The following is an 18,464-nucleotide window of genomic DNA, read 5'->3' as shown; positions in this document are numbered from 1 at the left end:
GCCCCTTGTCCCCGCAGAGCGCCCGCCGCCGCGCGGCTCTCGCGAGCGCGTTGGACGATGACGGTTCCACGGTCCTCGCGCTGGCGGTCGCCGTGTTGCGTGCGTGGCTCGTTCAAGCGGACCTCGACCTCTTTGGTGTGGCGGACCCTGCCCTGCTTCCCGTCGGGACGGCCGACCGGGCGCTGCTTACTGTGCACGAAGAGGTGCTGGGTCGCCCGCTTGAGCACACGGTGAGGTGCCCGGTTTGCGGCGAGCTAACCACATTGCTGCTGGGACGCGTTGAAGTCGGCGAGCACACTCCCATGAGTGCTTGGTGCGGCCCGGGCATCGGCGTGCGCGAACCCACCTATGCCGATCTCCTCGCTGTCAAGGGCAATCTTGAGGCGCTGCTGCGGCGTTGCCTTGTGGGCCCCGGGGCGGGGGCGGTGGCCGGCAAGGCACTCTCAGAGGGCCTCAGTGCCGGGCTGGCAGACCTCGCGCGTATCGAGGGCTCACTCAGCGGACCGCTGCATTCGGCGTGTATCGGCTGCGGTGCGCCGCTGACTATGGACGTTGATGTCATGGGCCTCGTCCTCTTGGCGCTGCGGCAGGTACGTGAGGATGTCGACCACGAAGTTCACCTGTTGGCGGCAGGCTACGGCTGGGATCTGGCGTCCATCGAAGCCTTACCTGACGAGCGGCGACGCCGCCTCGCGGGTCTCGTGGCGGGGACGCAGCCGTGAGCGTCGTCCCGTCGGGGCTGAACCGCCTCGCCGCGCGCGTGACGACGCCAATGGCCGTGGTGCGCATCCGGGCCCAGGCTGACGAAGGACCCTCCGGCGGGTCGGAGCACTCGGCGACGTGGCCTACGACGGCGGGAGGGGCCTCGACGCCAATGGGGCCGGGATCGTACGCGGGCCCGGATCAAGGGGATGTCGACGGCACGCGCGTCGCGGGAACTGTCGACACCGGGAGAGATAGGCGGATCGGAGATCCAGCTCAGGTGCCGGTCAATGCGTACGGGGGGCCAGTTGGCGCCTACGCAGGACAGATCGCTGATCCCGCCGCACGAGCTGCGACGACCGGGGATGACGGTGGTGCCACCGATGCGGACGGCCCGTTCCGGGCGGACATGACAGGAGCGGCCTCCCCCGCCACAGTTACGGCGGGCGCAGCCGACCACCGGGGTACGCACACCAGAGAGCCTGCTCGGTCCGAACCCTTCGCGACCTCGAGCGCGGGGGCAGGAGCGCCCGAGTTCCCGGTGCCCGGCATCGGCACCCCGCATGCGGCACGGCGCGCACGCTCTTCCGGGCTCGTCTCCGAGCCCCGCGATGAACCTGGACCGGAGCCGCCATCGGCTGCACGCGCCGTCGCCCCGGAGTCCGCGCTGCCCACCGTACAAATCGGCCGCATCGATGTCCAGGTCACAGCCCCTGCCGCGTCGGCCGACCCCTTCGCTGGGTGTCGGGCGATCGAGGGCGGCCTTACTGCGCGTCGTGGGGGTGGCTGGTGAGCTTGTTTACCCCCGGACCAGCCGTCCTGGCCGGCGTGGACGAGGTCCTGCGAACGCTGACGACCGAGGCCCTCAAGGGATTGGGGACCCCAGTCAAAGCGAGTATCGGCCCTCTAGACAGACCCGTCGATGGGCCCCGCCTCAATTGGTTCCTCTACCGGATTGAGCCCGCGCCTGCCTTTGTCAACATGGAACCCCCGCAAGTGGGGTGGCGCTCCCGCCGGGGACGCCCACCCCTCGCGCTCACGCTACACTACCTCCTCGTCGCTGACCCGGGGGAACTGAGCGAGACCGGTACCGAGGATGATGTCGTCCATGCGGGCCTTTCGGCGCTCATGTCCGCGCTGCATGACAACGGCATCTGGCGCGCCGATTCTCCCGTGGCTACGGGCCCTGACCGCACCGTCAGCGAGGTTGCCCCGACGCTCGACGGGCTCGTCGAGCCGCTTCGCATCAGCCTCGAGCGGCTGCCGATGGAGACCATCACCGCCGTGTGGAGTGTGGGTTCACAGGCCCTGCGGCTCTCGGTGGGGTACGAGGTGAGCCTCGTCATCGTCCCGGCGCAGGAGGCCTTCACCGCCGGTCCGCCGGTGCTCGAACGGCGTGTGGGCGTGGCCCCCTCGATGGGCCCGTCGCTCGCCGGGGTCACCTCCTCGTTCGTCCACCTCGGTCAGGAGCTGACGATGGAAGTCCGCGGCGTGACCGACCCCCATGAGGTGGCCCTCGAGCGGGTATACGGGGACCCCGACGATCCCACCGACGGCCGGCCGGCCGGCACCCGTTCGACCGGCCCGTGGCGCCTGGCAACGCGACCTGCAGCCGGCGGGCTCACCGCCACGATCACCAACGGCGAGCTCGTGCCCGGCCCGCGCAGGCTCACCGTCACCAATCTCGCCGAGGGCCTCGCAGCCGGCAGCGACCACGCGACCGTGACCGTGGTCCCCGTAGTCGTTGCGGCCGGCGCCACCCTCCGTCCCGGGACGACGGCGACGCTCACCGTGCGCCACATTATCGACGACGGCGAAGTGTTCTTCGCCCGCGCCCCGGAACCTTACACGCGGACCGGGCCGACGACCGTAACCGTGCTGGTACCGACGCTGCCCGCAGACCCGACCGTGCCCGTGAGCTTGCGTTCGGGTACGGTCGCGGGACCTGCCACCGACCTGCCAGCTGCCCCATGAGCACCGACACGTTGCCGCGCCCGCCTGCCGGGCACGAGACCGTCAGCGGGCTAAACGACCCACGGCTGCTCGCCTGGCGGGGACTGATCACCCAGGCGTGTGTCGACGTCCTACGCGCCTACCAGCAGGCCTGGACGAACCCGGCACTGGACGACGCTGCCCGGGCCGCGGCCGCCGTCGGCGTCGTGGACCCCCACCCATGCATTGAGCTTCTTCCGCTTCCAACCATGGGCCCCTTCGCCGCACTCGTCGAGGCCACCAGTCTGAGCATCGCCGACGAGGCCCCGCTCGCCGCGGCCTGGTGGGCCATGGCAGACCCGCAGATCGCCGTCCTCCTCGGCGCCGTCCACGACGACGCCTCCCGCCGGCACGCCAGCCTTGGGCTCCTTGCCCAGATCCTCGCACCACTGGGAATCCGAGTGTCGCTGAGCGTGGATGAGCTCCACCGGCTGGTGCGTGCCGGTCTTCTCGAACCAGTCCCGAACGCTGCCACGCCGGTCCAGCTACCCACCACCACAGCAGCCATCCTTGCCGGCGAGCGGGCAAACCCGGCCAGCCCTGGCATCGTCGCACCGCGGGTCGCCGCCCTGGCTGCGCAGACGGCCGGCCTGCTTGCCGCCGGCGCGCAGGTCCTCGTTCGCTGCGAGGTACCGGACGACCGCGCACTCCTGCGGGACGCCGTCGCCGCCCTGCTCGGCGTAGCGGCGGCCCCGACCGTCCGAACGCCGGCCGTCGCGGCGCTGCTCCTGCGACTCGGACACGAGCTGCCGGTCGTCCTCCTCGATGACACCCCGGGCCCACCCGAAGGCACCGTCCTCGCACTTGGCGGCCCCGAAAGCATCGCCCCGCCCGACTGGCACACCCTCGACGCCCCTGCGCCCTGCCTCGCTACGGCCGAGCTGATCTGGCGCGAGGCACTCCACGGCGCAGGATTGCACCCCACTACCGTAGAGCTCGCCGACGTCGCCGGGCGGCTGCCCCTCGCCGAGCGGACCGTGTCCGAACTTGTCACGACCGCATCCAGGGCCGCTCACGCCGTGGGCCGCCCACCCACCATCGCCGACGTCAGTGCTGCCCTGCGCGCCCACCCACGCCACGACCCGGGCGGACTGGCCCGCCGGCTGCCGCCGGCCATCACGCTGGATGACCTCGTCCTGCCCGGCAGAACCCGCCAAGCGCTCGAAGACGTCATCGCCCACGCCCGCTACTCCCCCGCGGCCCAGGCCCGCTTAGGACTCACGGGCCTCCGCGGGCGAGCGGTCATCGCACTTTTCCACGGACCGTCCGGCACCGGCAAGACCGCCGCAGCCGAAGCGGTTGCCCAGTCCGTGGACCGTGACCTTTGGATCGTCGACCTCGCGAAAGTCGTGAGCAAATGGCTCGGGGAAACCCAACGCAACCTCGACGCTGTGCTCCGCGAAGCCTCATCCGCCGGAGCCGTCCTCCTCTTTGATGAGGCCGACGGACTTTTCGGCAAGCGGGCCGAAGTCAAGGACGCGCGGGACCGGTACGCCAACCTCGAGATCGACCACCTCCTGCAGCGCGTGGAGCTGCACACCGGCGTCGTCATCCTCACCAGCAACCGACCCGCGGCACTCGATGAGGCCTTCGCCCGGCGGATCCGCCTGGCCGTGCGCTTTGACCTCCCCGACCACCCCGAACGGGAAGAGATCTGGCGCCGATACCTGCCCGATGAACTGCTCGAGAACGGCACGAGCATCGCGGCAGCGGCCCGTGAAGAACTTTCCGGGGCGGCGATCCGTGCCGCGGCGCTGGCCGCGACGGTCAGCGCGATCGCAGCAGACACCGCAGTGCGCCCCGGCCACCTCGACGCAGCCGTGCACCGCGAGCTGGAGAAGAACCACCGCCCACCGACAGCCCGGAGCCAACGATGACAGCACCCCAGAACCTGCACGTCCGGGTCGACCGAGCACCGGAGCCGGGGCTTCTCCGCCCAGCCATCGCCGCCGTCCTCGCCGGCCGCCCCTGGCCCACCGGTCCCGAAGCGGCAATCGCCCGCGCCGTCGCAGAAGCAGCACAGGACTCCACTGCAGCCGCCCGGACTGCACCCATCTCGGCCGACGCGCCCCGGTTCCGAAATGGAGCGACGCCGTGTTGATCCGCGGAATGCTGCTCTCCTTCTCCAACCCGGTTGCCGGAAGGATCCCCATCGTCGTGCCATTCCAGTACAACCCGGCCGAAATGACCCGGGTGCTGCGCATCCAGCGCAGTGAAAACGGTTCCGGGCTGCGGGTGGCAGCCCCACCCGTGGAGTCGTACACGCTGCGGATAGAGCTCGACGCCTTGGACGCCCCCGACCGGCCCATCACCGGTACACTCGGCGTCGGTCCCATGATCGCAACCATCGAGTCCATGCTCGAGCCGCGCGGCAGTCATCTCACCGCCCTCGTCGGCGCTGTAGCCGGTGTCTTCGGTGAGGGCGGCGCCACCCGGGTACCGGCACCGTGCCTGCCGCTCGTTGTCTTGGCCTGGAGCCTCGAGCGCGTCGTCCCCGTGCGCATCGACAGCCTCACCGCCCAAGAAACGGGCTTTGACGCGCTGCTCCAACCCGTCCAAGCGAGCGTCGAGCTCTCGCTGACGGTGCTCCGCGAGCAAGACCTTGAGACCGACATGACAACCGCGAGGGTCCTGGCGATCGCCTACCAGGCCGTGCGGGCCGCATCCGCCACGGTCGGCATCGCCCAGGGAGTGGAGTTAAGGCTATGAGTGGCCGCTACGCTGACCAAAGACACCTTAATGTCCGCCAGGACGACGGGACGACCCGCCCGCTGTCCACCCCGCGCGTTGCCGTCGCCCTGCGCGCCCATGTGGTCTACCCGGTGCGGGAAGGGGACCGCCTCGACCTGCTCGCCACGAGCGCCCTCGAAGACAGCACCCGCTGGTGGATCATCGCCGACGCCAACACCCAGGAAGACGCCCTCCGGCTCGAGGAGCCGGGCACGATGCTGGCGGTGCCCGATGCCTGAAACGCACACGATCATCAAAGTCAACGACACACTCCTCAGCGCACAGGACCTCGACCTCCTCCAGAGCCTCAATGTCGAAGAGGCCCTTGGGTCTCAGGACAAGGTAAGCATGACGATCGCCACGGCAAGCGGCCCCACCAGCACGTGGACCAGCACGCTCGACGCACTTGTCCAACCAGCGGCACCGTTCAGCGTCTCGATCACCCGGGGGGAAGCAAGCCTCGCCGTCGACGCCCGCGCCGTCGCCGCAAGCTGGGCCTTCGTTCCCGGTGGCCTGTCCACGCTCCAGGTCGAGGGCATGGACCGGAGTGTGGAGATGGACCGCAAGGAGGTCCAAAGGCTTTGGCAGGACACGACCGATGCGACGATCGCCCAGATCCTCTTCCAGGAGCACGGATTGCAGGCACAAGTGGACACCACTCCCCAGGCGGTGAGCTCGGACACCTATGCCCCCCAACAAACCAGCACCGACTGGGCATTCCTCACATCCCTCGCCGCCCGTAATGGCTTCGACGTCCACGTCGAAACCATTACGGGCGGCGTCACCGGCACCTTCCGCCGGATCGACCCGACCGCCGAACCCCAGACCACCTTGGAGCTCGGCAACGGACGACACGGAGGAGAAGCCAGCGCGTCGGTCCAACTGCTCACCGGCCAAGAGGTCCACGTGACCCGGGCCGTGCCCGGCAGCACCGACACCGACGTTGCCTCCGACCCCGGCACCGGTCACGCGATGGGGCCACGCTCGCTCGGCGGACAAACGGTGGTGCGCACCCACGCCGCTTCCGGCATCGCGGTACTCGACGCGCAGACGACAGCGACAGCGATGGCCGAGCGCAGCGCATTCGGCGCCACCCTGTCAGTGACGCTCACGTCCTCAGACGCACCCCTCGTGCGGGCCCGCCGCACGGTCACCGTAGCCGGACTGGGACAGTTGCTCGACGGGCTGTGGCTCGTCAGCTCGGTGCGCCATACCATCGACCCAGGCGGGCACGTCCAGGCCCTCCGGCTCATCCGCAACGCCCTAGGCTCGGCCGACAGCGGCACGACCGCGATGGCGGCGGCGCTATGAGCGACAGCTACGTGGGTCTGTTCCAAGGAGTCGTGTTCGACAACGACGACCCCCAAGGCAAGTGCCGGCTCAAGGTCCAGGTGCCGCAGGTCCTAGAGGGCCCGAGCGGCTGGTGCGTTCCCTCCCTGCCCTTCGCTGGAGATGGCAGCGGCTTCGCCGCCGTCCCACCTGTGGGGGCCTCCGTGCTCGTGCAATGGCCACGCGGTGACCTCTCCGAGCAACCAGTCTGGTCTGGGGCGAACTTCAGCCGAGGCAGCGGGGTAAACGGCGCCGGTCCCAACACCGTCATCATCCTCACGCCGGGCGGACACCGCCTCGAACTCTCCGACGACGGCAAAGCCCTGACCATCAGATGCTCCGAAGGCCCCGTCATCATCCTCGACAGCGACGGCGTCAGCATCAACAACGGACAGGGGGCCTCCCTTGTCATGAAAGGGAGGTCGGTCAACATCAACAACGGCGCCCTGGAGGTGAGGTGACATGGCTTCCCCCATCCTCACAACCGGCACCGTGGCCTCGTGCCCACATGGCGGACAGGCAAGCTTCCTCGCCGGACAAAGCGCCCTCCTCGCGGATTCCGCACCCGCCCTCGTCGTCACAGACACCACGACGATCGCCGGATGCCCCTTCGTCGTCGGGAACACGGCCAGCCCATGTCTCACCGTACAGTGGACGGTACCAGCCACGCGGGTGACCGCCGGCGGCATCCCGGTGCTCGTGGAGTCCAGCGTGGGCCTCTGCCTCAGCGCAGCCTCCGCCCCCCAGGGCATCCTCCAGATTAGCTCGGTCCAGTCCAAAGCGAGCGCGACATGAGCGCCGAGCGTCGTGTAGCACGCCAGCCGTGGGCCCTCGGTGCCGGGCGGCGGCTGGCCACCGGGACGCCGCTGGAGCATCTCGACGATCTTGTGCGCACCGTGCTGCTCACCGCACCGGGTGAGCGCCTGCACCGGCCCGGGTTCGGGGCCGGGCTCGGTGCCTCTACGCTCTTCGAGCCGCTCTCCCCGGATCTGGCTGGCATCGTGCGGGCTCGGGCACAGGGCAGCCTCGCCGAGGCTCTCGGTGACCGTCTTGAGGTCCTCGAGGTCACGGTTTCGGTGGAGGAGTCCACTGTCCGTGCCGAGGTTCTGTACCGGCCCCGCCCCGCTGGGGAGGCACGCCGTGTCAGTCTCACCCTCCCGGGTGCCGGGCCATGAGCGGCCCCGACGCGTACGGCCCGCCGCTGCAACCGGTCGCGAGTGCGCTCCGGCGTCCGAAGACGCTGTTCGGTTCCCCTGGTACCGTGCTGGGGTTGCGGGCCTCGTCAGCCTCCGGCACGGGTCCGGTGCGCACGGTGTCCGTGTGGCTCTATGGTGACCCTCCGGCTGGTCTCGTCGATGCCAAGCTCTGGTTCCTCGAGGGCAGTCCCGCCGGGCCCAAGGTCAATATCACGGGGGATGGTTCCGTCGTGCCTGCCGGTACCGACCCGGACGGCAACCCGGTGCCCGCCCATCTGACGCTGCCGGTCGCCGCCGAGGGTGCGGCGTTGCCGGGCCGTGCGCCGTACCGTTTGGGCCTCCACCGTGCCGGGTTGGCGGGGCTCGGTCTCACGATTGATCCGTTGCGCCGCCATGTTCCGGTCCGGTTGCGTCCCGAGTGCGGGGATCTGCCCGACTGCGTCATCGTTCCCGAGCCGCCGGCGCCGCTGACGCCGCCGGACTACGACACGCTTGCCAGGGATTATGCAGGTCTGCGGGCCATGCTCCTGGAGCGGCTGGAGGCCCTTGTGCCGGGCACGGATCGTTCCCCGGCCGACGTGATAGTTACGCTCGTCGAGTTGATGGCCCATTTGGGGGATCTGCTCGCGTACCGGCAGGATCGGGTCTCGACCGAGGCGTGGTTGCCGACGGCCCGGCGCCGTGCGGCGGTTACCCGGCATGCCCGGCTTGTCGACTTCGCTGTGCCGCCCGCGACGAGCGCTGGAACGGTCGTCCAGGTCCACGTTCAGCACCCCGGGGCGGCGGACGCGGACTTCGTCGTCGGGCCCGGTGACACCGCCACGGATACCGCCGGTGACCCGGACGCTGAGCCCGCCGCGGCGCATTTCACCCTCGAGACTGACGTTGATGTCACGGTCCGTGCCTCGCACGGCGAGGTGGCGCTCCATGACTGGGGGGAGGCGGATGCCGTCCTGACTGCCGGGGCGACTAGTGCCGTCCTCGTGCGCCCCGTCCCGGGGGGCACTATCTCCCTCTCGGCGTGGCTGCCCGCCGGCTCGCTCCTCGCTTTCGAGGTTGTGGCCCCGGGGCCGCCCGGGGCCCATGAGGAGTGGGCTGGCCGGCAGCGGCGCTGGCCTCCCGATGATGGCTCGGGCGGTCAGACACGGCTGCCGCTGGCGAGCTACCCGGCGCAAGTGGTCCGCGTGCGTGACGCTGTCCCCTTTGAGGATCCGCTCTCCCCCGGGCTGCGGCTCGTCCGGGTGTTCTGGGACGCATCCGAGGCTTTGATGCGCCCCGTGCCGGTGAGCATCGATCGGAGCGCCGGGACGCCGCGGGTCGGTGTGGCGCGTCTGGGTCTGCTGCCGGCCCACCACGGCCTGTGCGTGGACGGCGGCGCCGCACTGCTGCCCGTCGACTCCCTCACTGGTGGGCGGCCTGACCCGGCTACGGAGCGGGTGAGTGAGTACTTCCTGCCGCGGGCCGGGACGGTCGGGCTCTCCAGCGCACCGGGGGGGCGGCCTTGGCAACTCGAGACGGAGGTGCGGCTGCCGAGCGGGGTCACCGTGCGCGCGGCCCGGGTCACAAGCCTGCTGCGCGCGCCGCAGGAGGGCTTCAGTGTCACCGTTGATTTTGACGATGAAGAGCCACCGCGGCTGCGCTTCGCCACCGGTGTGCTCGGTGTCGTCCCGCCGCCGCAGAGTGTTGTGACCGTGCGTCACCAGGTGGGCTCCGGGCCTACAGGCAACATCGCCGCGAACACGCTCACACGGCTCGTGCGTTCGATGACACCGCACGGGCAGCCCTGTACCTGGGTTGAAGCCTTGGCCGGGGTGACCGCACGCAACGTCACCCCGGGCAGCGGTGGCGCGGCGGCCATGGCGCTGGACGTTGTGCGCCGGGACGCGCCCCAGGCCTACGCCGCCGAGCCCCGGCGCGCTGTCCTGGTCAGCGACCTGCCGGCCTTCGCGGTCCAGGTCCCCGGCGTGGTTCGGGTGACCGCCCGACGCTCCTGGTCCGGCTCATGGCCGGTCGGTCTGGTGGCCGTGGAAGCCTCCGCCGACGTCAACTCGGCGGTTGAGGACGTCATGGACGCGGTGCGGATGGCCGGCACCGAAGTAGTCGCCAGCCCCGCCACACCGGTCGGCCTGCTTCTCGGGCTCACCGTGTGCCTGACCCCGACGAGCGACTCCGCCCTGGCCCGGGTCCAGATCCTCGCCGCGCTGCGTCCAGGCCGACCCGGCACGGTGTTCGCCCCGGCCGCGCACCCTTTGGGCACCAGCGTGTACACCTCACATGTGGTCGCCGCCGTCGCCGCGCTGCCCGGAGTGGACGCGGTGCGAGTGACCGAGGCGCGCCGTCTCTCCGACCCGCCGGGCACGCTCGAGAACGTACTGCTCATGGGCCCGGAAGAGATCGCCGTGTGCGACGACGACACCGCCGCACCCGACCGCGGCCGCATCGAACTGACCATCGAAGGAGGCCGCTGATGGATGCCCCGGAACCGCGCCGGATTGTTCCCCGCCCGGCCCCCCCGCCCGGGCTGCCGCGGTTGCGACGCCGGCTGGCCGACCGGTACGACTTCCGCGACGCGCTGCTCGCCGGGATCGCTGAGGCCCCCGACAGCACAGGCACCCTCGGCGCCAGCCTCGACGTCGCCGGAGATGCCACGGTCCTCACCCTCGCCGAACTGTGGTCCCGCGTCGCGGACTCGGTTGCTGCCTACACTGAACTCGCCGCCGGCGAACACTACCTGGGCACCGCCCAGGACTGGACAGACCTGCGCCGCACAACCGAGCTGCTGGGGCACCGTCCGGGACAGCGGACTGCCGCCCGCGGCTGGGTCCGCTGCCTCATCGACCGGGGCGCCAGCCCGCTGGTGCCGGCGGGCACCCGGGTCCAGGCACCGGGAACACCATCACGGCCCGCGCAGACCTTCGAAGCTGCCACCGACACCTTGCTGCGCGCCGACTGGGACGGGCTCACGGTCACGGCCGTGCCCACACCCCAGCCACCACCCGGACGTGCACTGCGCCTCCTCACCGACCCGGGCTTCGCAACCGCCGACCAGATCCTCCTCGTGGCCGAGCAACCCGCGGCATTCCAAGTCATGCCGACGAGCTGGCCGACCTGGCTGGCATGGATCGGCAACGTCACCATCGGGGCCACAGCCGCACGCAAAGTGGTGGGCACCGTCACCGTAACCGGCCGTGCGGACGACCTCGGCGCCTTCCTCATCACGATGGACCGGCCGCTCAGCCCGCTCCTGGCCCCCGCCCCGTCAACGACCTATGCCGCCTACCGGATCCGGGCCACGCTGGGCCTGGCCCACCGCCTCGATCAACTCTCCTACGTCACGACGGCAGGCACGGCGGCCACGGCACCCGTCGACTACCCCAACGACCTGGACCCCGCGGTCACAGCCGATAAGATCCTCGTCTCGGACGCGAGCGCGGCGAGCCCGGGCATCGGCATCATCGTGTGGAACGCCGCCGGCACGCGCATCACCACCGTCAGCTCGGTCACGGCACTGGACTGGTCGATCGCGCCCGGCACGAAACGCCAGGTCGGTAAGATCACCCTCACCGACCCCATCACGGAGGACATGGTGGACAGCCCCGGCCTGGAGATCGCGCTCGTGGACGCGCGGGTGGTCGCCCAACACTACGAACTGCCCGCCCTGCCCCCAGGCGGCTTGCGTCTGCGGATCCATCCCCGCCCCGCCATGGTGCCCGAGCGCCTGGCAATCGGGACCAGCAGCGGCTGGGAGATGGTCCGGTGCTCCCCGGACGCCGAGGACAGCCCCACCGATACCGGCGGGATGCTGCTTGTGCTCGGCAGCCCCTTGGCCGGCACGGCCTCCGCCGCAGTCGCGACCGCGAACCTGGTCCCCGTCCGGCACGGGACGAGCAAAGCCGAGCCGCTCACCCTCGCCGGCGGCACGGCCGTCGTGCCCGGGCCCGTGACAGCCGACGTCGATACGTCTGGCCAGGTGGGCAGTTCTCTGACCGTGCAGGTGGCCGGGGTGGCCTTCGAGGAGGTTCCGAGCCTTTACGGGCGCGGACCGGGTGAGCTCGTGTACACCACGCGCCTGGCCGCGGACGGACAAGTCGTTCTCGTCTTCGGCGACGGGGACCGCGGCGCGGTGCCGCGCGGGGAGGTCACCGCCCGATGGCGGGTCGGCGGGGGCCTGGAAGGGGAGCTGACCGCCACGGAAATCGATGCCCTCGTCGGGAGCGTGCGCGGACTGCGCAAGGTCACCGGCGTGGGACGCACGAGCGGGGCCGCCGACCAGGAGGACCCCCTGCGGATCCGCGGGGCCGCCGCCGCCCGGATCCGGGCCCTGGACCGGGCCGTCTCGCTCGCGGACCTCGCCGACCTCGCGCTCACAGTGCCCGGCACAAGCCACGCTACCGCCTGGCGGGGCGCTGGGCCGGCCGGCTGCCCGTGCGGGGCGACAGGGTTGCACGTGGCCTCGCTGCGGCGCACCGCCACCGGGGTCCGGGCCCCGCTGACCGCCGAGCTCCGCTCCCTGGCCGGCTACCTCGACGCACGGCGCGATACCTCCGTGGGGCTGTGTGTGTGTGCCGGTGCGGCGAGCGCGGTGGGTGTAACGCTGATGGTCGCAACGGATCCGCGCCGCGAGAAGGCCGCCGTGCACGAGGCGGTCCGGGCCGCGCTGACGGACCAGGAAGGGGCTTTGGCCGGCTGGACCCGGGACCTGGGGGTTGCCCTGGACGCCAGTGACGTCGTCGCCGTGGTCCATGCGGTCCCGGCCGTCGTCGGTGTCGTGTCCTTGGCACTGGCGGCGGGTCTGCGGGCGCCTTCGGCCGCTGAGCGGGCCATCGGGCGCACGCCCGCCGAACGCTATGAGCTCCTCAGCGTCGGTACGGTAACGGTCGTGGGCCCATGAGCGCCGCGCTGCCCTCGAGGCGGTTCCTTGCGATGATCCCGCCGGCGTTGTTCCAGGCGTGGCCTGCGGGCGAGGGTACGCCACCGCTGCTAGCCGTGCTTGCGGCCTTGGAGGAGCAGTGGCGCATGCTCGCCGCCGATATTGACACAGTCATCGACGATGCCTTCCCCGACAGTGCCGCGCCGTGGGCGCTGCCGTACCTTGCGGCCCTGCTAGGGCTGCCGGCCGACGCCGGCCGGCACGAGATCGCCTACGCCACCGCGCTGCGCCGCCGCAAAGGCACACCGGCAGCCCTTGAGGACTTCGCCGAGGTCCTCACCGGTTGGCCCGCTCTCGTCCGCGAGGGGTGGACCTCAACGCTGTGGACCCAGCAGCTGCCCCATCCAGTGCGGCGCACGGCGTCGTTGAACCTGCGTACCGGCGAGCACCTGGGCGTCGGCAGCGCCTGGGACTCGGCCCGCTACAGCCTCACCCCGGGCGGCCCCCACCACCCGGCCGCGGTGACGACGCAAGTCTTCCCGTGGCAGGTACTCGGCTATGAGGAGGTACAGGCTGCCCCGCTGGGCAATGGCCGCTTCGCCATGCACCCGCTCGGTATCGCAGCGCCCCTCTACCTGCAGCCACGGCCCCTGCATGTGGCCTCCGATGCGGAGGACGAACGATCACCGGGGAGCCTGCCGGCGCCGCGCCGGCCGCGCGCCGCCGGGGAGCTGCCGCTACGCGGCAGCTGGAAGCTGCTGGAGGCCTTGGGCGGCGTCAGCCACGGGCCCGTTTGGACCCTGGCCCCGGAGCACCCGCTCACCGCCGAGGGGCCGGCGTTCTTCGCCGTGAGCGTGGACCGGGTCCCGCTGCCCTGGTCGCGGATCGGGCTCACCGGGCTGCCGGGCCCCGGAGCCCCTGCCTCCGCCCCGGCCGCCGGGCAGGTTCTCGTCGATCCCTCCCGCGGGGTCCTGGAGGCCGCGGCCGATGTCCTCGGGACCCTGCGCACCAGCTTCTACCGGGCGGTCCCGGGCCGGCTGGGACCTGTGGCGGCCACCGAGCAACCCCGCGAGGACGTCGGCGTCGTCATCGTCGTCGACCCCGTGCCCGGGGCGCCGCACCCGCCCGGGCAGACAGTCGTCACTACCCTCACCGCCGCGTTCGCCGCCGCCAGTGCGGCCGTGGCGAGCACCAGCGAACCCGGTGTACCGCAGGTCGAGATCCGCCTGCACACCAGCGACCAACTCGCCGCTCCGGCGCCGCTGAGCGGCGCCCCGACCCTAACCCGGTGGCGGGTGCTCGCCCCGGTGGGGATGACCCCGGTCATCGTCGGCGATCTCGACGTCAACCTCACCGATGTGGAGCTCGAGCTGGACGGGTTCTTCCTCCAGGGCGAGCTGCGGATCGGACCCGAGATGGGCGGCGTGGAGCTCGTGGGGCTGACCTTCGACACCATCACCGGGCGCGGCGTATTCGTCAACCCCACCGCCTGGACGGTGCAGCTGCGTGCCCGATACTGCATCCTCGGCCCAATCCGGGCCGACCAATCGGCGTTCCCCATCACACTCACCGACTGCCTCGTCGACGGCCGCGGAGCCGCCCCGACACCCTGCGGTGGATCCCCCGGAGGAAACCCCACCCGTTCCGCCCTCGCTGCAGCGGACCGTTTCCCGCCCGATCTCGTGGCCACCGGGGTCACCTTCGTCGGGCCGGTCGGTGCGGACGAAGTGTGGGTGACCGACTGCCTCTTCACCAACGGGCTGCACACCACCGTCACCTCCACCGGCTGCGTACGCTTCTGCCACCTCGGCCCGGGCGATGACCCCGCGGCGCACCCGCCAGGCCACAAGTGCCTCAGCGGCCCCCTGCCACGCTTTGGCTCACTCGGGCTCGAAGCAGCCGGGTACTACGCGCCCGTGCTCACCGCACCCGCGGCGACGCCCGCCCATCCGCTGCTGACCGGGGCGAGCGACGGCGGCGAGATCGGAGCCTACCACCATGCCCGCCGCAGCCAGAACGCGCTCCGCCTGGCCCAACGATTGCCCGAAATGACTCCCCTGGCCGTGCACCCGAACCTGAGCATCACCGACCCGGAGGATTGACATGACAGGTGACTTCACCAGCGTGCCGCTGCGCGCGGACGTTCCTTGGACCACAGCACGGATGCAGCAGGGCCGGGTGCTCCTGGACACCGACTGGAACCTCACCATCGACGGGACCGCCCGCGAACAGCACGACCTCGCCCGCGACGTCATCGGCCCCGCCGGGGTCCCGGCCGGCTCCACCGCATTCAAGATCGAATACGTGGCTGGCCAACTCACCATACGTGCCGGAAGCATGTGGGTGGGCGGGCTCCTGGCACGGAACAACGCCGACCAGCTCTACACCGATCAGCCAGAGATCCCGCCCCTGCCCGGCAGCGGGCTCGTCGAGCTCTACCTTGACGCGTTCGTCGAAGAAGTCCAGGCCGCCGAAGACCCGAAAAGGCTGCTCGACCCGGCCCTGGACCCGGTAGACACCACCACCCGCCAGCGGGTCGGCTGGCGGGTTCGCGCCGCCAGCACCACTACCGCTACCTGTGGCGCCGCGGTCCTCCCGGACCTGGTAGGAACCGGGCGGCTCGACGTCGGCCGAACCGCGGCCGCGCCCCCGTCCGATCCCTGCGCCCCACCGGATGACCCTCGCAGCAAACTACCCGACGGGCTCCTGCGCATCGAAGTCATTGATGCCGGCACGGAAGCAACCGCACGGTTCGCCTGGTCATACACCAACGGCAGCGACGCCGTCACCGCCGCCGTCGCCGGAACAGCCGTGACCCTGAGGCCCTCCCCCGCCGTCAGGTTCGCCCCCGCGACCTCGTCGAGGTCTCCACGCTCACCCGACGCGCAGACCGCCGCAACCACGGCCCACTTTCCGTCATCGCGCCCATGCCCGAACCCACTGGCAGCCTCGTCACACTCACCGCGCCCAGCCCCCTGACAGGCAACCCTCCCGGCATTTGCCTGCGGCGCTGGGACGGAGAAATCGTCGGGGCCGCCGCCGGGGTGCCAGCCACCCTCGCCGGCATCGACGCCGGCATCACGTTCACCGCCCACCCGGGCAACTACCTCGTCGGCGAGTGGTGGGGGATCCGGGTACGCGGATCGGCCACCGAGGCCGCCGCGGCAGAAACCCTGACAAACGCACCACCGGACGGCGTAATCCACGCCACGGCTGCGTTAGCCGTCGTCGACCTGGCGACCGGTACCGTACTCACCGACTGCCGCCGGATGTTCCCTCCGCTCGTCGAAATCCGCGGCGGGACCTGCACGGTCGTCGCGCTACCCGGGGACAACCTCCAGACAGCACTCGACGCCCTGCCCAACGACGGCGGCGTCCTGTGCCTGGCCGCCGGAACCTACCCGGTGGACGTGCCCCTGAAACTCACCGGCAAACGCCGGGTGATGATCAAAGGTGTCGGACCGTCCACCGTGCTTGCAGGGCAAGGGCACGAAGCCGTACTGATCGCCACCGCCTGCGATGACCTCGAGGTCCGGGACCTGCGTCTAGAAGCCGCGCTGCCGAAAGCGCCCCCCTCGCCCCACCTCCAAGGCGCCCTCACCGTCCGCGGAGGCGAGGGGCTCCGTGTGCGGGACTGCCAGTTCTGGTGCCCCGACAGCCGGGGGCGGGCCCAGTCCTGCCTCTACATTGATCCGGACCCCAAGGGCGGGCGTCCCGGACATGTGGAGATTCGCGGCAACCGCCTCGAAGTTGGCGACCAACAGGTTGGAATCCTCATTATCTCCGCGAGGGAGACAACCGTCATCGACAACGACCTACGACTCGCCCCCCTTCGACGTGGAGGCGGCGGGGTCAACCGAGCCATGGCCACCGAACTCGGCCGGCACGTGGCCCGTCATCTCCTCGCCACCGGCAACACGCGGCGACTCAATATCACCACCCCAGGCATGGGCGCGGTGCGGATAGGCGGGCCCCTCTCGATCCGTGACGTGGCCACGGACTGGGCCCGCCACGCCGCCCGCGGCACCCCGGTAGTGCGACCGGCCCGGGCGCTCGCCCGCTTCGTCACGGCGAGCGCGACGGAGGCCCACCGGGCACGCGTCAGCCCGTCCACCGCCGCGTTCCTCGCCGCGGCAGTGCAGCGAGTGCGGACCATCGGACAGGGCATTGTCGTGGCCGGAGACCGGGCCCCGCGCGTGCGTATCGAGGGCAACGACGTGACCGGGGTACTGCAAGGCATCCATGTGGGCTTGCAGGAACGCGACCCGAAGAAGCCGGCGGCCGCGGGACAGGTCGTGATCAGCGGCAACACCGTGCTGTGTCTGGTTCCCTTTTTCTGGGGCCGGCAACGGCATGCGTTCTACGTCGGCAACGTCAACCGGCTCACGATGCTCGATAACCATGCAGCCCTCGTCCGGTCCGGCGGGGACACGGACGGCACCGCCGTCGACGCGGTCCGGATCTGGGGCCAACTTGGGCCCTGGCTGCAGCTGCGCGGGCTCGAGGTCACCGGCACGTTCCGGTTCGGCGTCGTCCTGCGCGACACCAACGCCTCACCCGGCACCACCCTGCACTACATCAGCGACGTCGCGAACTTGAACGGCGTGAAGGCCCTCGATGTTCCCCCGTCCCCAACAGTGCTCCGCGACCGTTGCCTACCATAAAGGCCGAGGCCTAAACTGAAGCCCAGACATGTATACGTCACGGTACGGCAGCGAGCGGCAGCGCGAAACTGAGGGTTCGAATCCCAGTCTGATTCGACGAGGCGCCGGCATCAATCCGGCGCCTCTCGCTTGTCCGAAAATACGGGCTCGCCCATTCCGCGCCAATGCGAACGCGGCGCATCTGGCGTTGCGCCCGGGATCACCGAGATCGAGCCGGCCCGGCTGGATCGCGGCGGAGCTCACAGGCGTGGATTCCTGCGCTGTTGCTCGTAGTAGGGCTCCTGGATGCAAGAGTGTCACTCCGTTGCAAAAGGGGCGCCTACATCGTGGCCGGGGCGGTTCCAGGTGATGCTGGTCCCTTGCGCCACGATGTCTGTCGGAGAACTCTATGCTCGGCCTCTGCATTGGTGGACTCCCCTCCAAACGCTTCTTTGCCTGTGGCCGAACCGAATTGCGCGCGTCTATCGGCGCCCTTCTAGGCCGCGACACCGCGTTCTGGGTCCCAGCCAGTCTCGGGGGGTGTAAAGCGCGAACGGACAGTCGATGCCCCGAGCCGACCGCTACCTTGATCCCTCGGCGGGAGCCTGCCCGGTTTAACGCGGGCGAACCTTTGCGAGTCAAATGTGGCGCACTTCGCCTCAGGCGGAAAGTCGCAGGACTGCGACCGCAACCGACCGAACACAGACGCCAGGACAAGCCGTCATCGCCCGCTCACACCGGCGCTGAGCGCGCCAAGATTGCTATCTGCTTATTGCTGGGGCGGACCCGGGCAAGGAGGAATCGGCAATATTCCGGCTGTTGGCCTGCGCCGACATGGTCAATCCAAGCAGGCCACAGCTGATATGAGTTGAGTCTGTCCTTCACAAACACCTCCGGAGATGTCAGGACGGGATGTATCAGATTCCTTTGAGGACCTGAGGTTGATCCGCGGGATCCTCCCGACACCTTCGGAGGTGTTTGTTATGTCTGTTCAGGGCGTGG

15 protein-coding genes are annotated in these 18,464 nt (G+C 70.4%); all 15 read left to right on the top strand.

The annotated features are described in order from the left end of the window. The first annotated feature begins 5 nt into the window (after nucleotides 1-5). The 15 genes from AC1D0A_RS11585 to AC1D0A_RS11515 all read left to right on the top strand — a co-directional run bounded on the left by AC1D0A_RS11585 (nucleotide 6) and on the right by AC1D0A_RS11515 (nucleotide 17,483). The gene (locus AC1D0A_RS11585) at nucleotides 6-722 is read left to right on the top strand and encodes a hypothetical protein (RefSeq protein WP_476945835.1); all 717 of its coding nucleotides are present in this window, start codon (nucleotides 6-8) and stop codon (nucleotides 720-722) included. A 721-nt stretch (nucleotides 723-1,443) separates the two neighbouring features. Beyond that, nucleotides 1,444-2,676, top strand: coding sequence for a Pvc16 family protein (locus AC1D0A_RS11580; protein WP_476945834.1), 1,233 nt, complete (start codon nucleotides 1,444-1,446; stop codon nucleotides 2,674-2,676). Then, nucleotides 2,673-4,571, top strand: coding sequence for an AAA family ATPase (locus AC1D0A_RS11575; protein WP_476945833.1), 1,899 nt, complete (start codon nucleotides 2,673-2,675; stop codon nucleotides 4,569-4,571). The genes AC1D0A_RS11580 and AC1D0A_RS11575 overlap by 4 nt, the downstream gene beginning before the upstream one ends. Continuing rightward, on the top strand, nucleotides 4,568-4,795 hold the full coding sequence (locus AC1D0A_RS11570; protein ID WP_476945832.1) for a hypothetical protein: 228 nt from the start codon (nucleotides 4,568-4,570) through the stop codon (nucleotides 4,793-4,795). The genes AC1D0A_RS11575 and AC1D0A_RS11570 overlap by 4 nt, the downstream gene beginning before the upstream one ends. Then, nucleotides 4,789-5,403: a hypothetical protein gene (locus AC1D0A_RS11565; protein ID WP_476945831.1), complete on the top strand. Its 615-nt coding sequence runs from the start codon at nucleotides 4,789-4,791 to the stop codon at nucleotides 5,401-5,403. Before AC1D0A_RS11570 ends, AC1D0A_RS11565 begins: the two co-directional genes overlap by 7 nt. Further along, complete coding sequence (locus tag AC1D0A_RS11560) at nucleotides 5,400-5,663, top strand: hypothetical protein (protein ID WP_476945830.1); 264 nt, start codon at nucleotides 5,400-5,402, stop codon at nucleotides 5,661-5,663. The genes AC1D0A_RS11565 and AC1D0A_RS11560 overlap by 4 nt, the downstream gene beginning before the upstream one ends. Next, on the top strand, nucleotides 5,656-6,735 hold the full coding sequence (locus tag AC1D0A_RS11555) for a phage late control D family protein (protein WP_476945829.1): 1,080 nt from the start codon (nucleotides 5,656-5,658) through the stop codon (nucleotides 6,733-6,735). The genes AC1D0A_RS11560 and AC1D0A_RS11555 overlap by 8 nt, the downstream gene beginning before the upstream one ends. Continuing rightward, the gene (locus tag AC1D0A_RS11550; protein ID WP_476945828.1) at nucleotides 6,732-7,214 is read left to right on the top strand and encodes a phage baseplate assembly protein V; all 483 of its coding nucleotides are present in this window, start codon (nucleotides 6,732-6,734) and stop codon (nucleotides 7,212-7,214) included. The genes AC1D0A_RS11555 and AC1D0A_RS11550 overlap by 4 nt, the downstream gene beginning before the upstream one ends. A gap of 1 nt (nucleotide 7,215) precedes the next feature. Further along, nucleotides 7,216-7,548, top strand: coding sequence for a hypothetical protein (locus AC1D0A_RS11545; protein WP_476945827.1), 333 nt, complete (start codon nucleotides 7,216-7,218; stop codon nucleotides 7,546-7,548). After that, complete coding sequence (locus AC1D0A_RS11540) at nucleotides 7,545-7,928, top strand: GPW/gp25 family protein (RefSeq protein WP_476945826.1); 384 nt, start codon at nucleotides 7,545-7,547, stop codon at nucleotides 7,926-7,928. Before AC1D0A_RS11545 ends, AC1D0A_RS11540 begins: the two co-directional genes overlap by 4 nt. Then, nucleotides 7,925-10,417 (top strand): baseplate J/gp47 family protein, encoded by a 2,493-nt coding sequence (locus AC1D0A_RS11535; protein WP_476945825.1) that lies wholly within the window; start codon nucleotides 7,925-7,927, stop codon nucleotides 10,415-10,417. The genes AC1D0A_RS11540 and AC1D0A_RS11535 overlap by 4 nt, the downstream gene beginning before the upstream one ends. Next, nucleotides 10,417-12,840, top strand: coding sequence for a baseplate J/gp47 family protein (locus AC1D0A_RS11530; protein WP_476945824.1), 2,424 nt, complete (start codon nucleotides 10,417-10,419; stop codon nucleotides 12,838-12,840). The genes AC1D0A_RS11535 and AC1D0A_RS11530 overlap by 1 nt, the downstream gene beginning before the upstream one ends. Further along, nucleotides 12,837-14,921 carry a phage tail protein gene (locus AC1D0A_RS11525; protein ID WP_476945823.1) on the top strand — a complete coding sequence of 695 codons (2,085 nt, stop codon included), beginning with the start codon at nucleotides 12,837-12,839 and terminating at the stop codon, nucleotides 14,919-14,921. Before AC1D0A_RS11530 ends, AC1D0A_RS11525 begins: the two co-directional genes overlap by 4 nt. A gap of 1 nt (nucleotide 14,922) precedes the next feature. Beyond that, on the top strand, nucleotides 14,923-15,798 hold the full coding sequence (locus AC1D0A_RS11520; protein ID WP_476945822.1) for a DUF6519 domain-containing protein: 876 nt from the start codon (nucleotides 14,923-14,925) through the stop codon (nucleotides 15,796-15,798). After that, entirely contained in the window at nucleotides 15,747-17,483 is a 1,737-nt protein-coding gene (locus tag AC1D0A_RS11515) for a right-handed parallel beta-helix repeat-containing protein (RefSeq protein ID WP_476945821.1), read from the top strand. The genes AC1D0A_RS11520 and AC1D0A_RS11515 overlap by 52 nt, the downstream gene beginning before the upstream one ends. The last annotated feature ends 981 nt before the right edge of the window (nucleotides 17,484-18,464 follow it).

It is taken from the genome of Arthrobacter sp. P1_D4, assembly GCF_056406115.1.
Note: the sequence above shows the minus strand (reverse complement) of the source record. Positions and strands in the feature narration are given on the sequence as shown.

What these genes read in the sequence shown, in the direction of transcription:
- AC1D0A_RS11575 (WP_476945833.1), top strand. Translation starts at nt 2,673, where the DNA reads ATGAGCACCGACACGTTGCCGCGCCCGCCTGCCGGGCACGAGACCGTC.
- AC1D0A_RS11570 (WP_476945832.1), top strand. Translation starts at nt 4,568, where the DNA reads ATGACAGCACCCCAGAACCTGCACGTCCGGGTCGACCGAGCACCGGAG.
- AC1D0A_RS11560 (WP_476945830.1), top strand. Translation starts at nt 5,400, where the DNA reads ATGAGTGGCCGCTACGCTGACCAAAGACACCTTAATGTCCGCCAGGAC.
- AC1D0A_RS11555 (WP_476945829.1), top strand. Translation starts at nt 5,656, where the DNA reads ATGCCTGAAACGCACACGATCATCAAAGTCAACGACACACTCCTCAGC.
- AC1D0A_RS11550 (WP_476945828.1), top strand. Translation starts at nt 6,732, where the DNA reads ATGAGCGACAGCTACGTGGGTCTGTTCCAAGGAGTCGTGTTCGACAAC.
- AC1D0A_RS11545 (WP_476945827.1), top strand. Translation starts at nt 7,216, where the DNA reads ATGGCTTCCCCCATCCTCACAACCGGCACCGTGGCCTCGTGCCCACAT.
- AC1D0A_RS11540 (WP_476945826.1), top strand. Translation starts at nt 7,545, where the DNA reads ATGAGCGCCGAGCGTCGTGTAGCACGCCAGCCGTGGGCCCTCGGTGCC.
- AC1D0A_RS11535 (WP_476945825.1), top strand. Translation starts at nt 7,925, where the DNA reads ATGAGCGGCCCCGACGCGTACGGCCCGCCGCTGCAACCGGTCGCGAGT.
- AC1D0A_RS11530 (WP_476945824.1), top strand. Translation starts at nt 10,417, where the DNA reads ATGGATGCCCCGGAACCGCGCCGGATTGTTCCCCGCCCGGCCCCCCCG.
- AC1D0A_RS11525 (WP_476945823.1), top strand. Translation starts at nt 12,837, where the DNA reads ATGAGCGCCGCGCTGCCCTCGAGGCGGTTCCTTGCGATGATCCCGCCG.
- AC1D0A_RS11520 (WP_476945822.1), top strand. Translation starts at nt 14,923, where the DNA reads ATGACAGGTGACTTCACCAGCGTGCCGCTGCGCGCGGACGTTCCTTGG.
- AC1D0A_RS11515 (WP_476945821.1), top strand. Translation starts at nt 15,747, where the DNA reads ATGCCCGAACCCACTGGCAGCCTCGTCACACTCACCGCGCCCAGCCCC.